This is a genomic window from Streptomyces sp. NPDC026672, from assembly GCF_040638185.1.
In the GTDB taxonomy this organism is placed as follows: Bacteria; Actinomycetota; Actinomycetes; order Streptomycetales; family Streptomycetaceae; genus Streptomyces.
Genome location: NZ_JBEZXS010000025.1, coordinates 97559 through 116346, shown reverse-complemented (window position 1 = coordinate 116346; position 18788 = coordinate 97559). Strand labels below are relative to the sequence as shown.

Annotated in this window: 13 protein-coding genes; 5 read left to right on the top strand and 8 right to left on the bottom strand. The window is 72.4% G+C overall.

Going from position 1 to position 18788, the window contains the following annotated elements:
• Window positions 1-94 precede the first annotated feature (94 nt).
• Window positions 95-637, bottom strand: a complete 543-nt coding sequence (locus AB0F77_RS27050; RefSeq protein ID WP_361953898.1) for an Rv3235 family protein — start codon at window positions 635-637, stop codon at window positions 95-97.
• Window positions 638-936: 299 nt separating this feature from the next.
• Here AB0F77_RS27050 and AB0F77_RS27045 point away from each other — a divergent pair, with 299 nt between their 5' ends.
• Both AB0F77_RS27045 and AB0F77_RS27040 read left to right on the top strand, forming a co-directional pair.
• Window positions 937-1449, top strand: a complete 513-nt coding sequence (locus tag AB0F77_RS27045) for a hypothetical protein (RefSeq protein WP_361953895.1) — start codon at window positions 937-939, stop codon at window positions 1447-1449.
• Between the two features lie 103 nt (window positions 1450-1552).
• Window positions 1553-2218, top strand: a complete 666-nt coding sequence (locus tag AB0F77_RS27040; protein WP_361953892.1) for an HAD hydrolase-like protein — start codon at window positions 1553-1555, stop codon at window positions 2216-2218.
• Between the two features lie 67 nt (window positions 2219-2285).
• Here AB0F77_RS27040 and AB0F77_RS27035 read toward each other — a convergent pair whose 3' ends face one another.
• Window positions 2286-2852, bottom strand: a complete 567-nt coding sequence (locus tag AB0F77_RS27035) for a DJ-1/PfpI family protein (protein ID WP_361953889.1) — start codon at window positions 2850-2852, stop codon at window positions 2286-2288.
• A gap of 597 nt (window positions 2853-3449) precedes the next feature.
• Between AB0F77_RS27035 and AB0F77_RS27030 the strand changes: the two genes are divergently transcribed.
• Both AB0F77_RS27030 and AB0F77_RS27025 read left to right on the top strand, forming a co-directional pair.
• Window positions 3450-8402, top strand: coding sequence for an NAD-glutamate dehydrogenase (locus tag AB0F77_RS27030; RefSeq protein WP_361953886.1), 4953 nt, complete (start codon window positions 3450-3452; stop codon window positions 8400-8402).
• Between the two features lie 225 nt (window positions 8403-8627).
• On the top strand, window positions 8628-10124 hold the full coding sequence (locus AB0F77_RS27025; protein ID WP_361953883.1) for a hypothetical protein: 1497 nt from the start codon (window positions 8628-8630) through the stop codon (window positions 10122-10124).
• Between the two features lie 34 nt (window positions 10125-10158).
• Here the strand turns inward: AB0F77_RS27025 and AB0F77_RS27020 are convergent, their stop codons facing one another.
• The 4 genes from AB0F77_RS27020 to AB0F77_RS27005 all read right to left on the bottom strand — a co-directional run bounded on the left by AB0F77_RS27020 (window position 10159) and on the right by AB0F77_RS27005 (window position 15919).
• Complete coding sequence (locus AB0F77_RS27020) at window positions 10159-11823, bottom strand: glycosyltransferase family 2 protein (protein ID WP_361953880.1); 1665 nt, start codon at window positions 11821-11823, stop codon at window positions 10159-10161.
• Window positions 11820-14015, bottom strand: coding sequence for a CDP-glycerol glycerophosphotransferase family protein (locus tag AB0F77_RS27015; RefSeq protein WP_361953877.1), 2196 nt, complete (start codon window positions 14013-14015; stop codon window positions 11820-11822). Before AB0F77_RS27015 ends, AB0F77_RS27020 begins: the two co-directional genes overlap by 4 nt.
• A gap of 100 nt (window positions 14016-14115) precedes the next feature.
• Complete coding sequence (locus AB0F77_RS27010) at window positions 14116-15012, bottom strand: ABC transporter ATP-binding protein (protein WP_361953875.1); 897 nt, start codon at window positions 15010-15012, stop codon at window positions 14116-14118.
• Window positions 15005-15919, bottom strand: coding sequence for an ABC transporter permease (locus AB0F77_RS27005; protein ID WP_361953871.1), 915 nt, complete (start codon window positions 15917-15919; stop codon window positions 15005-15007). Before AB0F77_RS27005 ends, AB0F77_RS27010 begins: the two co-directional genes overlap by 8 nt.
• Window positions 15920-16241: 322 nt before the next feature.
• Here AB0F77_RS27005 and AB0F77_RS27000 point away from each other — a divergent pair, with 322 nt between their 5' ends.
• Window positions 16242-16877: a TetR/AcrR family transcriptional regulator gene (locus tag AB0F77_RS27000; RefSeq protein WP_361953868.1), complete on the top strand. Its 636-nt coding sequence runs from the start codon at window positions 16242-16244 to the stop codon at window positions 16875-16877.
• Between the two features lie 28 nt (window positions 16878-16905).
• Here the strand turns inward: AB0F77_RS27000 and AB0F77_RS26995 are convergent, their stop codons facing one another.
• A complete protein-coding gene (locus AB0F77_RS26995) occupies window positions 16906-17091 on the bottom strand; it encodes a hypothetical protein (RefSeq protein WP_361953865.1) in 186 nt (61 codons plus the stop codon).
• Window positions 17088-18776, bottom strand: coding sequence for a glycosyltransferase family 2 protein (locus tag AB0F77_RS26990; protein WP_361953862.1), 1689 nt, complete (start codon window positions 18774-18776; stop codon window positions 17088-17090). The genes AB0F77_RS26995 and AB0F77_RS26990 overlap by 4 nt, the downstream gene beginning before the upstream one ends.
• Window positions 18777-18788: the final 12 nt, after the last annotated feature.

Sequence of the window (18788 nt, the reverse complement as noted above, 5' to 3'; positions counted from 1 at the left end):
ACCGGACGCCCAGGGCGTCCTGATCGGTCCGGCGGGGCCGGGTCCACCTCGGAGGAGGGGACCCGGCCCCGCCGGCGTTCGGGCTTCCGTCCGGTCAGCGGTCCTCCCGGGGCTCGCGCGGGCCGCCGACCTCCACGGCCGTGCAGCGCCAGCGCAGGTCGGGGCCCTGTTCCAGCCGGAAGGCCAGGGCGCGCAGGCGGTCGCCCGCGGCGATGCGGGCGAAGACCTCGATGGCGCCCGCGCGCGGGACGTAGTAGCCGATGTCACGGACGACGGGCCGTGCTCCCCTGGTGCGCAGGGGGCCGTCCTCGGCGAGGCGGGCGAGGTCGTCGTAGGCGCGGCCGACCGTGTGCCGGAGCATCCAGTGGACGGGGCGGTGACCGCTCAGGACGGCCAGCAGACGGTCCGCGAAGAGGTCGGTGGGGCGTGGGCGGGACGGTACGGCGATCGGCGCCGACGCGGCCGTCCCGAGCGGGGCCGTCGTGGTGGCTCCTCGCGGCGTCCGTGACTGCCTCGTCCCCGGGTTTCCCCTCGACGGGGTCCGTGTGGGGGCCGTGCCGGGGCGGCGGGGGTCGCGGCGGGCCGGCGGGTGGGTGCCGGGGCGGCGCTGTGCGGTTCTGGTCATGACCTTGTTCATGGGAATCCCCGTTCTGCGACCCGGATCGATACTGGGCGGTAACTTGCTGGTGGGGATCTTGTACGGCGCCGAGGGGACGTGAGCAAGGAAGCTCCGGTCCGCGTCGGGGGCTCCGGGAGTTCACTTATCAGGGTGATGCGACCGCTCGGAAACCCTGTCGGGACAGGGTGGGACCGGGTGAGGTGCGGGGCGCCGGGTTGACGTCCGAGGGGGTGTGGACGGGGGCTCGAAAGGGGACGTCCACACGTATCCTGAAGGCTCTGCCCGACCCGATCCGACGACGAAAAGAGCGGCGAGCGATGCGCGTCTACGTCCCCCTGACCCTCCCCGGTCTCGCCGAGGCGTACAAGACGGGTGAGCTGGGGGCGGGCCCCTTCACCGCCTACGCCGTCACGCCCGCCCTGCGCGAGTGGTACCTCTCGGACGACCTGGAGGAACTGGAGTACGCCGCGCTGAACCGCGCCGCGCTGGCCTCCCTGCGGCTGCTGGCCGCCGACCCCGAGGCGCCGCGCCGCCGGGTCGTGGTCGCCGTGGACGTGGCCGACGGCGCCGCGCACGCCGACCCGGACCGTGCGCTCGACCCGGCCGCGCTCGGCGAGGTGCGGGTGTCCGGAGCGGTGCGGCTGGCCAGGGCGGCGGCCGTGCACGTCGACCTGGAGGACGCGGAGGCGGACGTGGCCGCCGCGGCCGGGGCGCTGGAGGCGGCGGACGCCGGGGACGACGACGCGCAGTTCGTCGTGGACGGCGCCGAGGACCGTGAACTGCTCTGGTACGCCACGCAGGAGATCCCCGGCCTGGTGGGGCTCGCGTAACCTCGCGCCCGCGCCCGCCCGACCATGCTCTCGTGGCCCTCGTGGATCGCCCCTGGCCTGCCAGTTTCCCTGATTGTCAGAGGCGGCGGGTACGTTTTCGGGCATGGGGAAGCAGGGAAGCGCGCACATCGTCTGGGACTGGAACGGGACGCTGTTCCACGACAATGACGCGATCATCGGGGCGACGAACGCGGCGTCGGCCGAGCTGGGCCTCGAACCGATCACGCTGGAGCAGTACCGGGCGTTGTACTGCGTGCCGGTGCCCAGGTTCTACGAGCGGCTGATGGGGCGGCTGCCCACACAGGACGAGTGGGAGCTGATGGACGGCGTCTTCCACCGGTACTACACGGAGCACCGTCCGACCTGCGAGCTCACCGCGGGGGCGGCGGCGCTGCTCCACCAGTGGGGTGCGGCGGGGCACAGCCAGTCCCTGCTCAGCATGTACGGACACGACGACCTGGTCCCGCTGGTGCGCGGCCTCGGGATCGAGTCGCACTTCATACGCGTGGACGGGCGCACCGGGCCGTCCGGCGGCAGCAAGGCGGAGCACATGGCCCGTCACCTGGACGCCCTCGCGAGTGTGGAGCCGGGGCGCACGGTGGTGATCGGCGACGCGGCCGACGACGCGGTGGCGGCGCGGCACGTGGGGGCGCGGGCCGTGCTCTACACCGGGGGGTCGCACAGCCGGGAAAGCCTCGAAGCCGTCGGGGTGCCGGTGGTGGACACCCTGGAGGACGCCGTGGCGGAGGCCGCCCGCCTGGCCGCGTGAGCCCTCCGGGCAGGGCCCTCAGGAGCGGGTGCGACACACGGCGCGACACACCCGCTGAGCCGCCCGCTCAGGTCACCGGTGCCTTCGCCCGCAGCACGGTGAGGAACTCCCGCATCCACGCGGGGTGGTCCGGCCAGGCGCGGGCGGAGACGAGGGTGCCGTCCACGACCGCCTCGGTGTCCTGGAAGGTCGCCCCCGCGGCCTGCATGTCCGGCTCCAGCGCGGGGTACGCGGTGACGCGCCGGCCGCTGAGTCCGTCGATCGCCGCGGTGAGCAGCGGGCCGTGGCAGATCTGGGCGACCGGTTTGTCCGTGTCGAAGAACGACTTGAGGATCTTGCGCAGTTCGGGGTCGTTGCGCAGGTACTCGGGGGCACGGCCGCCGGGGACGACCACGGCGGCGTACTGACCGGGATCCACCTCGGAGAAGGCGAGGTCGGCGGGCCAGGTGTAGCCGGGCTTCTCGGTGTAGGTGTCGAACCCGGGCTCGAAGTCGTGGACGACGAACCGGAGCTTCTTGCGGCTCGGGGCGGCGATGTGCACCTCGTAGCCCTCTTCGCGCAGCCGCTGGTAGGGGTAGAGCACTTCGAGCGACTCGGCGGCGTCGCCGGTGACGATGAGGATCTTCGCGGTCATGGGGGACGGCTCCTCTCGGGCGTGCGTCGGCCCTCGGACGGTGTGCCCGTCACGTGCCTCCAGCGTGCCGCGCCGCCGCGGGAGTGCGCCACTTTCGGGGGAATCGCGCCACACGTCGCCCCAACCCCGCCCCGGCCTGCGGATACGTCCGACGTGGCCGGATCCGCGCTGTGCAGAACGTCAAAGTTCGACCCCCGGTTTTGTACACATACGGCTCATGACGGGCCGGGGGTGAGGAGCGATAGCCTTGTGGCGTGATCAGCGCGATACCTCGCGGGGGCGCTGCTGCCCCTGCCCCGCGCCCGGCGACCACGGACGACATCCGTGGCCGGGCGGCGGTCGCTGGTCCGCGCGGGCGGGACGGGGGCGCCGTAAGGGTCCCCGAGGCGCCGCACACATCCCGGGCGACGGCGTCGCGGAGAGCAGCGTCACACCCGTCGAGTGCGTTGACATTGGCCGAATTCCCCCCGCTCATCTCGCCTCGCGGCATAGCGTCGGAACGGACCGGACATCCCGGGCCGTGGCGTCGGGCCGCAGGGGAAGAGACCGTACTTCCTTCTACGTCACGCAACGGCGCGCGACAGGAGTCAGAGGACAATGCAGACCAAGCTGGACGAAGCAAAGGCCGAGCTGCTCGAAAGGGCCGCCCGGGTGGCTGAGAACAGCCCGGTCGGGGGGCACCTACCGACTGGGACGACGGGCGAGGGCATCGCGGGTGCCCCGGACCAGGAATCCGTGCTCGCGTTCCTCCAGCGCTACTACCTGCACACCGCCCCGGAGGACTTCGCCGACCGCGACCCGGTCGACGTGTTCGGAGCCGCGGTCTCGCACTACCGGCTCGCCGAGAGCCGGCCGCAGGGCACCGCCAACGTCAGAGTGCACACCCCGACCGTCGAGGAGAACGGGTGGACGTGCAGCCACACCGTCGTGGAGGTCGTCACCGACGACATGCCCTTCCTCGTCGACTCCGTCACCAATGAGCTGACCCGGCAGGGACGCGGCATCCACGTCGTCATCCACCCGCAGTTCGTGGTCCGGCGGGACGTCACCGGCAAGCTCATCGAGGTCCTGCCCACCCCGCCCGCCGGCGCCGACCTCGCGCACGACGCGCACGTCGAGTCGTGGATCCACGTCGAGATCGACCGTGAGACCGACCGCGCCGATCTGAAGCAGATCACCGCCGACCTGCTGCGCGTCCTGTCCGACGCCCGCGAGGCCGTCGAGGACTGGGAGAAGATGCGAGAGGCGGCCCTGCGCATCGCCGAGGGCCTGGTCGGCGAGTCCGTCCCCGGCGACCTGCCCGGGCCGGAGGTCGAGGAGGCCCGCGAGCTGCTGCGCTGGCTGGCCGCCGACCACTTCACCTTCCTGGGCTTTCGCGAGTACCAGCTGCGCGGTGACGACTCGCTGGCCGCCGTGCCCGGCACCGGACTCGGCATCCTGCGCTCCGACCCGCACCACTCCGAGGACGAGGGCCACCCGGTCAGCCCCTCCTTCGAACGGCTGCCGGCGGACGCCCGCGCCAAGGCCCGCGAGCACAAGCTCCTGGTCCTCACCAAGGCCAACAGCCGCTCCACCGTGCACCGGCCGTCCTACCTCGACTACGTCGGGGTGAAGAAGTTCGACAAGGACGGCAACGTCGTCGGGGAGCGCCGCTTTCTGGGACTGTTCTCGTCCGCCGCGTACACCGAGTCGGTCCGCCGGGTGCCCGTCATCCGGCGCAAGGTCGAGGAGGTGCTCAAGGGCGCCGGCTTCTCGTCCAACAGCCACGACGGGCGCGACCTGCTCCAGATCCTGGAGACCTACCCGCGCGACGAGCTGTTCCAGACCCCGGTCGACGAACTGCGCTCCATCGTCACCTCGGTGCTCTACCTCCAGGAGCGCCGGCGGCTGCGCCTCTACCTGCGCCAGGACGAGTACGGCCGCTACTACTCGGCCCTCGTCTACCTCCCGCGCGACCGTTACACCACCGGCGTCCGGCTGCGGATCATCGACATCCTCAAGGAGGAACTCGGCGGCACCAACGTCGACTTCACCGCCTGGAACACCGAGTCGATCCTGTCCCGGCTGCACTTCGTCGTCCGCGTCCCGCAGGGCACCGAGCTGCCCCAGCTGTCCGACGGCGACAAGGAGCGCATCGAGGCCCGTCTCGTCGAGGCCGCCCGCTCCTGGGCCGACGGCTTCGGTGAGGCGCTGAACGCCGAGTGCGGCGAGGAGCGCGCGGCCGAACTGCTGCGCTCCTACGGCGGCGCCTTCCCCGAGGGCTACAAGGCCGACCACACCCCGCGCGCGGCCGTCGCCGACCTGGTCCACCTGGAGCAGCTCAGCGAGGAGGCCGGCAACGACTTCGCGCTCAGCCTGTACGAGCCGGTGGGCGCCGCCCCCGACGAGCGCCGCTTCAAGATCTACCGCAAGGGCGCCGCGATCTCCCTGTCGGCGGTGCTGCCGGTCCTCAACCGGATCGGTGTCGAGGTGATCGACGAGCGGCCGTACGAGCTGCGCTGCGCGGACCGCACCACCAGCTGGATCTACGACTTCGGCCTGCGCATCCCCAAGTCGCTGGGCGGCGGCAACGGCGACTACCTCGGCGACGACGGCCGCGAGCGCTTCCAGGAGGCCTTCGCGGCGACCTGGACGGGCAAGGCGGAGAACGACGGCTTCAACTCCCTCGTGCTGGGCGCCGGGCTGACCTGGCGGCAGGCGACGGTGCTGCGGGCGTACGCGAAGTACCTGCGCCAGGCCGGTTCCACGTTCAGCCAGGACTACATGGAGGACACCCTCCGGACGAACGTCCACACCACCCGGCTACTCGTCTCCCTGTTCGAGGCGCGGATGTCGCCGGACCGGCAGCGCGCCGGACGCGAGATCGTCGACGCCCTCCTCGAAGAGCTGGACGCCGCGCTCGACCAGGTCGCGAGCCTCGACGAGGACCGCATCCTGCGGTCCTTCCTGACCGTCATCAAGGCGACCCTGCGCACCAACTTCTTCCAGGAGACGCGGGACGGCGGCCCGCACGACTACGTGTCGATGAAGTTCGACCCGCAGGCCATCCCCGACCTCCCGGCGCCGCGCCCGGCGTTCGAGATCTGGGTCTACTCCCCGCGCGTCGAGGGCGTGCACCTGCGCTTCGGCAAGGTCGCGCGCGGCGGTCTGCGCTGGTCCGACCGGCGTGAGGACTTCCGCACCGAGATCCTCGGCCTGGTCAAGGCGCAGATGGTGAAGAACACCGTCATCGTGCCCGTCGGCGCCAAGGGCGGCTTCGTCGCCAAGCAGCTGCCCGACCCGAGCGTCGACCGGGACGCGTGGCTGGCCGAGGGCGTCGCCAGCTACAAGACCTTCATCTCGGCGCTGCTCGACATCACCGACAACATGGTCGCCGGCGAGATCGTGCCGCCGCCGGACGTCGTCCGCCACGACGAGGACGACACCTATCTGGTGGTCGCCGCCGACAAGGGCACGGCGACGTTCTCCGACATCGCCAACGGGGTCGCCGAGTCGTACAACTTCTGGCTCGGGGACGCCTTCGCATCCGGCGGCTCCGCGGGGTACGACCACAAGGGCATGGGCATCACCGCGCGCGGTGCCTGGGAGTCCGTGAAGCGGCACTTCCGCGAGCTGGACGTGGACACGCAGACCGAGGAATTCACGGTCGTCGGCATCGGCGACATGTCCGGTGACGTGTTCGGCAACGGCATGCTGCTGAGCGAGCAGATCCGGCTGGTGGCCGCCTTCGACCACCGGCACATCTTCATCGACCCGAACCCGGAGGCGGCGAGCTCCTACGCCGAGCGCCGCCGGCTGTTCGAGCTGCCCCGTTCCAGCTGGGCCGACTACAACACCGACCTGCTGTCCGCGGGCGGCGGGATCTTCCCCCGCACGGCCAAGGCGATCCCGGTCAACGGGCACATCCGCGAGGCCCTCGGCATCGAGGCCGGTGTCACCAAGCTGACCCCGGCCGATCTGATGAAGGCCATCCTCAAGGCGCCGGTCGACCTGCTGTGGAACGGCGGCATCGGGACGTACGTCAAGGCGTCGACGGAGTCGAACAGCGACGTCGGCGACAAGGCCAACGACGCGATCCGCGTGGACGGCGCGGACCTCAGGGTCAAGGTCGTCGGCGAGGGCGGCAACCTGGGCCTGACACAGCTGGGCCGCATCGAGTGCGCGACCCACGGCGGTAAGATCAACACCGACGCGATCGACAACAGCGCCGGTGTGGACACCTCCGACCACGAGGTGAACATCAAGATCCTGCTCAACGGGCTGGTCGCGGACGGCGACATGACCGTCAAGCAGCGCAACAAGCTGCTCGCCGAGATGACCGACGAGGTCGGCGCCCTGGTCCTGCGCAACAACTACGCGCAGAACACGGCCATCGCCAACGCGCTCGCCCAGTCCAAGGACATGCTCCACGCCCAGCAGCGGTTCATCCGCCACCTGGTGCGCGAGGGCCACCTCGACCGGGCGCTGGAGTTCCTGCCCACCGACCGCCAGATCCGCGAGCGGCTGAACCAGGGGCAGGGTCTGACCAGCCCCGAGACGGCCGTCCTGCTCGCCTATACCAAGATCACGGTCGCCGAGGAACTGCTTCAGACGTCGCTGCCCGACGACCCGTACCTGCGCGGCCTGCTGCACGCGTACTTCCCGACGGCGCTGCGCGAGCGGTTCACCGACGGGGTCGACAGCCACCCGCTGCGCCGTGAGATCACCACGACCGTGCTGGTCAACGACACGGTCAACACGGGCGGTACGACGTATCTGCACCGGCTGCGCGAGGAGACGGGCGCGTCGCTCGAGGAGATCGTGCGGGCGCAGACCGTGGCCCGCACCATCTTCCGCTCGGCGCCCGTGTGGGACGCCGTGGAGGCGCTGGACAACAAGGTCGAGGCCGCCGTCCTGACCCGGATCCGGCTGCACTCGCGCCGGCTCGTGGAGCGCGGCACGCGCTGGCTGCTCAACAACCGGCCGCAGCCGCTGGCGCTCGCCGAGACCGTCGACTTCTTCGCGGAGCGCGTCGAGCAGGTCTGGCAGCAGCTGCCGAAGCTGCTGCGCGGCGCGGACCTGGAGTGGTACCAGCGGATCTACGACGAGCTGTCGGCCGCCGGGGTGCCGGACGAGGTGGCCACGCGGGTGGCGGGCTTCTCCTCCGTCTTCCCGGCGCTGGACATCGTCTCGGTGGCCGACCGCATGGACCGGGGGCCGCTGGACGTCGCGGAGGTCTACTACGACCTCGCCGACCGGCTCAGCATCACCCAGCTCATGGACCGCATCATCGAGCTGCCGCGCGCGGACCGCTGGCAGTCCATGGCCCGCGCCTCCATCCGTGAGGACCTGTACGCGGCCCACTCGGCGCTGACCGCGGACGTCCTCGCGGTCGGCAACGGCACCTCGACTCCCGAGCAGCGCTTCAAGGCGTGGGAGGAGAAGAACACCGCGATCCTGGGCCGCGCGCGCACGACCCTGGAGGAGATCCGCAGCTCGGACGCGTTCGACCTGGCCAACCTGTCGGTGGCCATGAGGACGATGCGGACACTGCTGCGCACGCACTCGTAGGCACGCGCACGCGCTCGTAGGAACCGAGGCACGCCCGCGGGGGTGTCCCGAGCCGCACGGCCCGGGGCACCCCCGTTCGCGTTCCGGGGTTCTCCCGCGGACGGGCCGACGGGCCCGACGGGCCGACGGGCGGACGGGCGGCGCACCGGGCCGGGCCGGTCCGGAAACGAGCCACAGGGTCCGGCGTTTACGGTCAATCCGGGCATTTCGTCATAATGTGGCCGGGTGACTGCGAACGGGCCCGCGCCCCGGGCCGGCCGGCTCCTCACCCGGACCGCCGCCGCGCTCGTCCTGGCCCTTCTGGTCCTGCTGCTCCTGGTGATCGTCCGGCTGCCCTGGGTCGGCGACCTCGGTATGCACGCGGCGACGATCGAACGCCTGCGCCACAGCCTGCTGCACCCGGGCAACCCGCTGGTCGACGCGGACACCCCGAGCCCGTACTACTCGCCGTGGACGCTCGTGCTGGGCTCCGTCGCCCGGGTCGGCGGGCTGCCCGTGTTCGCCGTGCTCCGGGTCGGCGCGCTAGTCGGTCTCGCGCTGTTCGTGACGGGCGTGTGGCGGTACGTCCGGACGCTCGCCCGGCATCCGGCCGCGCCCGCCGTGGCGGTGCTGTGCCTGCTCTTCCTGTGGGGGCCGGTGCCGTTCGAGTGGAGCGGCTTTGTCGGGCTCGGCTCCCTCGCGCTGACGGTGGCGTATCCGAGCCTGTTCGCCCTCGGCCTCTCCTTCCACCTCTGGGCGTGGCTGTCGGACGCGCTGCGGGACGGGTCCGGGCGGGCGGTGTGGCTCGGGCTGGGCACCTTGTGGGGGGTGATCCTGCTCGTCCACCAGTTCACCGGGGTCGTGGCCTCGGCGGGCGCGCTCGCGACGGTGCTCGCCGCCCGGCCGGGGCGGTCGGTGGTGCTGCGGCTGGGTGCGGGGCTGCTGTGCGGGGTGGCGGTGCTGTGGGTCTGGCCGTACTACGACTTTTTCCACCTTTTCTCCGTCGGAGCGGAACTCCAGGCCATCCACCGGCCGTTGTACGAGCGACCGGCCGGGCACTTCGGACTGGCGGTGCTCGGAGTGGCGGCGCTGGCCGCGCGGTGGCGGCGGGACGGACGGGACCCGCTGGTGCTGTTCTTCGCCCTCGGGGCGGTGGTGTTCGTGGCGGGCGGGGTCACGGGGCACTACTCCTGGGGCAGGGCGCTGCCGGCGGCGCTGATCCCGGCTCAGCTCGCGGCCGCGCTGGAGGTGTTCGCCGGCGGACGGCGGGCCGTGCGGACCGGATGGGCGTGTGTGCTGGCCGGCGCGCTGGCCGTCGGGGCGTGGGCGCAGTCGGGGACGGTGGGTTATGCGACGGGGAGGGGGGCGCTGCCGCCGGCGGTGGCGGCGAGGTATCCGGCGCCGTGGCCGGGATACGCGTGGATCACGCCCTGGGTGAGGTACGGGGACGTGGTCATGGCGCGGACGTTCCCCGCCCGGCAGATCCCGGCGTACGGGGCGTACACGGTGGCGCCGGGGTATCCCGACGTGTTCCTGCCGGACGCGGGCCGGCGGGAGGAGGCCGTGCGGCGGTATTTCGCGGCCGGGACGTCCGAGGGAGTGCGGCGGGGGATCGAGCGGGAGTACGGGGTGCGGTGGGTGGTGGACCGGGTGGGTGCGCGGAGGGGAGTGGTGCGGGGTGCGGGACTGCGGACGGTCGCGCGGGGACCGGGCGGACAGGAACTGTACCGGGTGGTGCCGTGAAGGGGTGAGGGCCCTCGGGCGGGGGTGGGTGAGGCTATTTCAGCGCGCTCGCCACGAGCTTCACCGCGCGGCGCACCTTCGGGCGGGCGACGCGGCGGGCCAGGGGCCTGATGACATGGGCCGAGACGCCTGCCGGACGCCAGCGGATCTGGAGGCGGCCGGGGCCTCGGCCCTCGGGTTCGACGGTGACGTGATGGGGCGCGGCCCCGGAGTGGTGGTCGATCCGTGTCCTGAGCGTGGGGAAGGAGAGCGGGGCCAGCAGCACACCCGAGTGGGACAGGCCCTGCTGCTCGATGCGCAGCAGCGGGTGCCGGACGCCGGCGAAGCCGTACAGCGGGACCCGCGCGGCCGCCAGGTCGAGGCGGACCTCGCCCTCGAAGACACCGGGGCCGACCGGGGTCAGCCGGAAGGGCACCGTGAGGCGCCGCCGGAAGGGCGTCAGCAGGAGGGCCGCGCGCTGGGGGCCCACGGAGAGCCGAAGGCCGGGGTCGTAGGTGCGGATCCGCAGGTCGAGGTGGGCTCCGGGGCCCGGGGCCAGGTCCGTGATCTCGTGCCGGAACAGGGCGCTGGGGAAGGGGCGGGTGTCCAACTCCAGGTCGGTGACGTCCAGTTCGCGGCGCGACCACGCCGACTCCGGCACCCCGGTGCCCCAGTAGGCCGTGCCGTCCGCCGGGTCCGTCGTCACCCGGTGGGGGGCCACCCCGTGGCCGAGGCCGCGCGCCGCCGACCGGGCCTCGGACAGGCGGTGGTCGCGCACCAGTTGGAGGACGGCCCGCTCCGGGCGGGGCAGCCGGGCGTAGGCGCCGGGGGCGAGCGTGGCGAGATAGGGGTTCACGATCTCGGCGAAGGAGGACAGCCACCGCTCGTCGCGGTAGGGGAGGTCGCCGGCGTACATCCGGAAGTCGTGCTTGAGGAACTTGTGGTCCTTGTCCTCGCGCAGCGCCGCATGGCCGCTGCCGGCCAGGAACTCGTCGATCAGGCGCTGGACATGGACGCGGTCGCGGACGTTCGGGAGCCGGTCGCGCTGGTTGGAGATGGAGGCCGCGTCGGCGGTGGCGTACGGGGCTATGTACCAGAGGTACACCGGGTCAGGGATGATGGTGAACGCCCTGGCCAGGCAGTACGCCTGGGCGGAGAACAACTGGTCCTCGTAGTGGATGCCCTCGGGGAAGCGCAGACCGTGCCGGTCGAGGAACGCCTTGGCGTACATCTTGCTCGTCGCCAGGTGCTCGAACAGGAGCCGGGGGTCGTCCCCGATGCCGTTCAGGGTGCGGCGCTCGGCCACCAGGTGGGGCATCCACGTCGAGTGGTGGCCGGTGTCCGCGCGGACCCGCCGCACCGCGCCCATCGTGAAGTCGACGTCGCGCTCCCGATGGGCGGCGAGCAGCAGTTCGACGGCGCGCGGCGGGAGTTCGTCGTCGCTGTCCAGGAACATCAGATACGGCGTCCGGGCGGTCTCCAGGGCCCGGTTGCGGGGGGCGCTGCACCCGCCGCTGTTCTCGGGCAGCCGGAGATACCGGATGCGCTCGTCGCGGGCGGCGAGCGCGCGGGCGACGTCCGGGGTCTCGTCCGTCGAGTGGTCGTCGCTGATGACGATGTCGAGGGCGGTGTGCGTCTGGCGGCGCAGCGAGTCGACCGCGCGGGGGAGGCGGGCGACGTCGTTGTAGGTGATCACGGTCACCGTGACGTCGGGGTTCATGCCGTGGCCTCCTCGGGGGTCGGCGCCGGGGTGCGGTCCTCCAGGGGGATCACCGGGGGCAGCGACTCCTCGCCCTGGCCGAGGAACACCCGGCGTACGACACGTTCGGCGGCGTGTCCGTCGTCGTACTCGCAGAAGCGGCGCCGGAACGCGGCCCGCACCTTGGCGGCGCCCTCGTCCCGCCAGGCACCGGAGGTGAAGACCTCGGTCAGTTCCTCCTGGGTGCGGGCCACCCGGCCCGGTGGCTCGGCCATCAGGTCGAAGTAGACGCCGCGGGCCGTGGTGTACGTCTCCCAGTCGTCGGCGTAGATCACGATCGGGCGGTCGAGGTTGGCGTAGTCGAACATGATCGACGAGTAGTCCGTGACCAACGCGTCGGCGGCGAGGGCGAGTTCCTCGACGGGGTCGTAGGTCGAGACGTCGATGATCCGGCCCGTGCGGCGCAGTCCGGCCGGCGGGGAGGCCGTGCCGCCGTAGAAGTAGTGGGCGCGGACCAGGAGGACGGTGTCCTCGCCGAGGCGGTCGGCGAACGCGGCGAGATCGAGGCGGGGGGTCCAGCCGGCCTCGTAGTCGCGGTGGGTGGGGGCGTACAGGATCGCCGTGCGGCCGGGGGCGATGCCGAGGCGGTCGCGGACGGCGCGGACGTCGGCGGCGGTCGCCGAGTAGAACACGTCGTTGCGCGGATAGCCGTGGTCGAGGGAGGTGTGGCGGGAGGGGTAGGCGCGTTCCCACATGCGGGTGGAGTGGCTGTTGGCGCTGACGCTGTAGTCCCACTTGTCGACCCGGGCGAGCAGCGAGGCGAAGTTGAAGCCCTTGGCCGCGGCGGGGTGGTCCATCTGGTCCAGGCCCATGCGTTTGAGGGGGGTGCCATGATGGGTCTGGAGGTGGACGGCCCCGGGGCGTTTGACCACCGCGTTGGGGAAGTTGACGTTGTTGGTGAGGTACTTGGCCGTGGCCAGCACCTCCCAGTAGCGGCGGCTGCCGGGGACGACGTGGTCCGTGCCGGGCGGCAGGAGCGCGGCGTCGCGCCGGTTCACGACCCACACCTGGTGGATGTGCGGGGCGCGTTCGGCGAGTTCGGCGGCGATCGCGGCCGGGTTGCAGGTGACTCCGCGGTCCCAGTACGCGGAGAAGACGGCCAGGTCGGGGTCGATCGGTCGGCGCAGCGCCCGCCGGTACCGGTGCTCGCGCAGCTTGGTGCCGAGGCGGCGCTTGTGCGTGCGGACGGCCTTGCGGGCCTTTCTGCGGGCGCGGTTGGCGGCCTGGAAGGCGCGGTACCTGGTGTAGGCGCCCTCTTCGAGCAGGGCGCGCCGGACGCCTTCGAGTCCGGGCGGGCGGTGCGGGCCGTCGGGGCGCCAGCGGACCGCGGCCAGGGAGGAGCGGCGGAAGAACTCCCGGGCGACCGGGTCGGGCAGGTCCTCGCGGGCGAAGGTGCGCAGCAGGTCGCGGACCATGACGTCGTAGAGCACGGCGCGGGCGGCGGGGCGGTCCCTGGCGAGGTCCAGCAGGGTCTCGTAGCGGTCGACGAGGGCGTAGCGCTGCTCGGCGGTGACCGGCGGGAGGCTCTGCGGGCGCAGTGCGCGGTCCTCGTAGGCGACCTGGCCGAGGCAGGCGACGCGCTGGGCGAGCAGGAGGGTGGCGTGGGCGGCACCGGGCTCGTCGATGGCGCCGAGCGTTTCCCGGTGCGTGTGCCAGAACGCGGTGCGCAGGGCGCGGTTGCCGAGGAGCGGGGTGAGGCGCAGCAGGTGGGGGGCGTCGTCGAGGGTGAGGTCGGCGCGGCCCGCGCGGGCGAGGGTGCGGCCGTCCCAGGAGCGCAGGCCGGACTTCTCCCAGGTGCTGCGGACGTGGTCGAACAGCAGGACGTCCACGGTGCCGGGCAGTTCCGCGACGCGCTCGGCGACCAGGCGGACGGCGCCGGCGGGCAGGCCGTCCTTGCCGTGGACGAAGTGCAGCCAGCGCCCGGACGCCCGGGCGGCGCCCGCGGCCCGCGCCGCGGCGTCGTCCGTACCGTCGGGCAGGGGCAGCACCACGGTCCCCGGCGCGTGCCCCTCGGCCGCCTCCCGGGCCCGGTCCCCGACGGCGACGACGATCACCTCGGCGTCGGGCAGCGGCCGGGCGTCCAGGGAGTCGAGGAGTTCGGTCAACCGGCCCCGCGTGTCGGGGCCGTGGACGACGACGCTCAGCTCGGGCATCGCGGCAACTCCTTCACGTCTCCGTCGGACCTCGCCATTCAGGCCATAGTGGCACCGATCGGACGAAGGGGGCGGGTGGAGTTGGGCCGGTGGGTGGAGGTCAGGACGGCAGCGCGACCTTCTTGTCCGCCGGTTGCGGCGTGCTGCCCTTCGGCTCCCGGGTGGCCTGCGCGGGCGGCTTGGGGGCGGCCTTCGGCGCGGGCTTGGCGGCCTTGTCGCCGGTGAACGCCTCGTACTCCCTGAGGACCTCTTCGGTCGGCCCGTCCATGCGCAGTTCGCCGCGCTCCAGCCACAGGACGCGGTCGCAGGTGTCGCGGATGGACTTGTTGTTGTGGCTGACCAGGAACACCGTGCCGGCCTCCTTGCGCAGCTCCCGGATGCGCTCCTCGGACCGCTTCTGGAAGGAGCGGTCACCCGTGGCCAGCGCCTCGTCGATCAGCAGTACGTCGTGGTCCTTGGCCGCGGCGATGGAGAAGCGCAGCCGGGCCGCCATGCCGGAGGAGTAGGTGCGCATGGGCAGGGTGATGAAGTCGCCCTTCTCGTTGATGCCGGAGAAGTCGACGATCTCCTGGTAGCGCTCCTTGACCTGCTCGCGGGACATGCCCATCGCGAGGCCGCCGAGGAAGACGTTGCGCTCGCCGGTGAGGTCGTTCATCAGGGCCGCGTTGACGCCGAGCAGCGAGGGCTGGCCGTGGGTGTAGATGTGGCCGTTCTCCACCGGGAGCAGTCCGGCGACGGCCTTGAGCAGGGTGGACTTGCCGGAGCCGTTGGTGCCGATCAGGCCGATCGCCTCGCCCTTGTAGGCGATGAAGGAGACCTTCTTGACGGCGTGCACCCGGCGCACGCCGGCGGCCTTCTCGGCCTGCTTGCGGCGCAGGATCCGGTTGAGGGCCGCGGTGGCGCTGCCGCGGCCGGCGCCGGTGCCGTTGACCCGGTAGACGATGTCGACGTCGTCGGCGATGACGGTGGGGATGCGGTCGTTCGAGGTGTCAGCCACGGCCGTACGTCTCCTCAGCCTTCCAGAAGTAGATGAAGCCGCCGACGCCGGCGATCAGGGCCCAGCCCGTTGCCGCCGCCCACACGTGCGGGGGCAGCTGGCTCGCGTGGAAGCTGTCGATCAGGGCGAACCGCATCAGGTCGATGTAGACGGCGGCCGGGTTGGTCTCCAGGGCGACGGCCACGATGTGCGGCAGGTCGTCCTTGGAGGTGAGGTTGTCGATGCTCCACATGACACCGGAGACGTACATCCAGGTGCGCAGCACGAACGGCATCAGCTGGGCGATGTCCGGGGTCTTCGCGCCCATCCGCGCCATGATCATCGAGACGCCGGCGTTGAAGGTGAACTGGAGGACCAGCACCGGTACGGCCAGCACCCAGGACAGGGTGACCGGGACGCCGAAGCAGAGCAGGATGACCACCAGGGCGGCCATCGAGAACAGCAGCTGCTGGAGCTGCTGGAGCGCGAAGGAGATGGGCAGGGCGGCCCGCGGGAAGTGCAGCGCCCGGACGAGGCCGAGGTTGCCGGAGATCGCCCGGGTGCCCGCCATGATCGAGCTCTGGGTGAAGGTCCAGATGAACACGCCCGTCACCAGGAACGGGATGTAGTCCGGCACGCCGTGCTTGGTGCCGAGCAGCACGCCGAAGATGAAGTAGTAGACCGCCGCGTTGAGCAGCGGGGTCATGACCTGCCACACCTGGCCGAGCTTCGCCTGGCTGTACTGCGCGGTGAGCTTGGCGGTGGCGAACGCGCCGATGAAGTGGCGCCGTGCCCACAGCTGCCGCACGTACTCGGTGAGGGAGGGGCGGGCGCCGCTGACGGCGAGGCCGTGCCGGGCGGCCAGCGCGGTGAGGTCGTCGTCGGCCGGGACGGGTGTCGGGGGCGGTGTGTGGAGGACCTGGCTCACATCCGCTGCTTTCGCTAGGGGGGTGGGGGTGCGCGCATCCGGTCGGCGGGGAGTCCGTCTCCGGGTTTCCTTACGCTTCTCTTCACGTTTTCTTACGTCGGGACGGGACCGTATCGTCGCAACGCGAGCGTAGGACCTGTGGGCGTCGGAACGCAACCGTTTCGTCGTGGCGGATGGGCGTGGGGACGGGACCGTATCGTCGTGACGCCGGGGAGGGGGCGGTTTCGGTGTGTTCGGGCGGGGCAGGCGGGTGCGGGGACGACGTGCGGTTTCCGCGCAACGCGCCCGGCGTCAGGACGCAACCGTTTCGTCGCAACGCCCTATGCTGGACGGTATGACGAACGCCGACGAGCCCCAGCCGCGTCCGCGCCGACGCACCCCCGCCGGGGCCGCCGTCCTGCGTGAGGACGTGACCGAGGCGATCCGCGCGGCCGTCTTCGAGGAACTGGCGTCCGTCGGGTACGCGCGCATGTCGATCGAGGGCATCGCGCGCCGCGCGGGCGTCGGCAAGACCGCCGTCTACCGCCGCTGGCGCTCCAAACTGCACCTCGTCCTGGACGTCGTCTCGGCGATCGCGGTGATGGGCCTGCCCACCCCGGACACCGGCAGCCTGGAGGGCGACCTGCGGCTGCTGTACGAGGTCACGTCCCGCGCGCTGCGCCACCCCGTCGCCTCGCAGATCATCCCGGACCTCCAGGCGGAGGCGGCCCGCAACCCCGAGATCGCCGAGGCCATGCAGAAGGCCCTGCGCGACGGTCAGGAGAGCGTCGCCAGCAAGATCCTCGCGGCGGCCGAGAGCCGGGGGGAGATCCGCGCGGGCGTCGACGACGAACTCGCCCTCGACCTGATCTCCGGCCCCCTGTACTGGCGCTCGGTCGTCATCCGCGCCCCCAAGCTCCCCAAGGGCTACCTCGCGGCCCTGACCCACGCCACCGCGGAGGCCCTGAAGGCCCTGTGACGGCCGCGGACACCGTTGTGTGACGGCCTCAGCCGGCCAGCCGCCGGGCCAGTCCCAGGAGGTCGTTCACCCGCAGCACCCGACCCTGACCGGGCAACGGGACGTGCAGCGGCCCGGTCCACCGCGCGGGCACACCCCCGATGTCGCCGACGGCCGAGGCCACCGCGCCCTCGGCGCGTTCCGTGCGGGTGGGCGTACGTCGTCGTCCGTTCACCCGGCTCGGGTGGTCAGGCGTCGTAGGCGGTCCGTGAGGATCGACAGGGCTCCTCGGACGCCCGGTGCCACGCGTAGGGACAGGGCGCCGGAGTGGGTGGCGCAGGGGTGGAGCAGCAGGATGCCGTGGTGGGCGCTCGGGAGGGCGTGACGCCGGGTGGTGTCCGTGGTGGCGTGCGCCGTCGTCTCGCGGTGCGCTCCGTCGCGGAAGCGGACGCGCAGGCGCAGGTCCCAGGTGCCCGCGCCCAGGGCCTCCGGGTCGAAGGGCACCTCCACCGACCAGCGGGCGTCGTCCGGGCGGGCGATGCACTCCGTTCCCGTGGCGCCCTCCGCCTCCGCGGCGCCCTCCGCTTCCGTGGCGGCGTCCGCTCCCGTGACGGTGTTCGGCTCCGTGGGGAACGGTGTTGTGTGGTGCTGGGTCGTGCGGTTGTCCTCCCGGTGTTGCCACCAGGTCTCGAGCGTCTCGGGGACCGCCCGTGCCACCCGGCCGTACAGCTCGTGCAGGCGCAGTCGCATCACCCGCGCGCGTGGGTGGAGGCGTGCGTCCACGGTCAGGGAGAGGAGGCCGGTCGGGCGGGTCAGGAGCGGGGCGAGGGGGACCCCGGGGAGGTCGGCGGACCAGACCGGGGTGCCGTCGGGGGCGCGTGCGTACGGCGGGAGCAGGCGGGCCGGGCGGGCGGCGAGCTCCCTGAGTCGGGGCAGGTCGCGGGGTTCGGGGGACTCCAGGACGACGCGTGCGAGGAGGTGACCGGGTGTGGTGGGGTCGTGTTCCCAGTCGGGTGCCTCGTAACGTGCCAGGTGCGCCTGTGTGAGCGCCCACCACGCGCGCCGGTGGTGCGCATCGCGCGATCCCAGGTCACGCGCGTACATCCGCAGGTCGTGGTCGAGGAACTTCGCGCGAGCCGCCCGCGCCAGTTCCTTCTGTCCGGCGCCCAGCAGAATGTCGTGCGCCAGCGCGCACGCCTCCGTGCGCGCCCTCCAGTTCTCCACGCTCCCCCGGTCCAGGGAGAGCGACAGCCGCGCGGCCGAGCGGCGCACGTGCCACACGTACACCGGGTCGGGCACCAGGGCGACGCGCGGCCCGGCGGCCAGCACGCGCGCGGTGAAGACGAAGTCCTCGTAGAGGAAGCGCCCTTCGGGGAAGCGGATGCCGTGCTCACGCAGGAAGGCGGTGCGGTACAGCTTGTTCACGCAGAGCGTGTCGTGCACCAGACGGGGGCGGTCGGAGGGGCGCGCGAGGACGGTGGGCGCCGCGTAGAGCGCTGCCTGCCACGGGCGTTCGCGCCCCGAGGGCAGCTCACGGCGTACGCAGAGCCCGCCCACCACCTCGGCGCCCGCCCGCGTCGCCGCCCCGAGCAGCGCGTCCACCGCGCCCGTCGGCAGCACGTCGTCGCTGTCCAGGAACATCACGTACGGCGACGTCACCGCGGTGATCCCGGTGTTGCGCGGAGTGCCGCAGCCGCCGCTGTTGGTTTCCCGGGGCACCACCCGCACCCGGGGCTCACCGGCCGCGAGCCGCGCCAGCAGATCGGCGCTGCCGTCCGTCGAGCCGTCGTCCACCGCGACGACCTCCCGCACGGCGGGCCCCTGGGCGAGCGCCGAGCGCACCGCGTCGCCGACGTGGGCGGCGTCGTCGTGGCCGATGACGACCACGCTCACCGAGGGGGACGGGACACCAGTGGCCACGGCGGTCGCCCT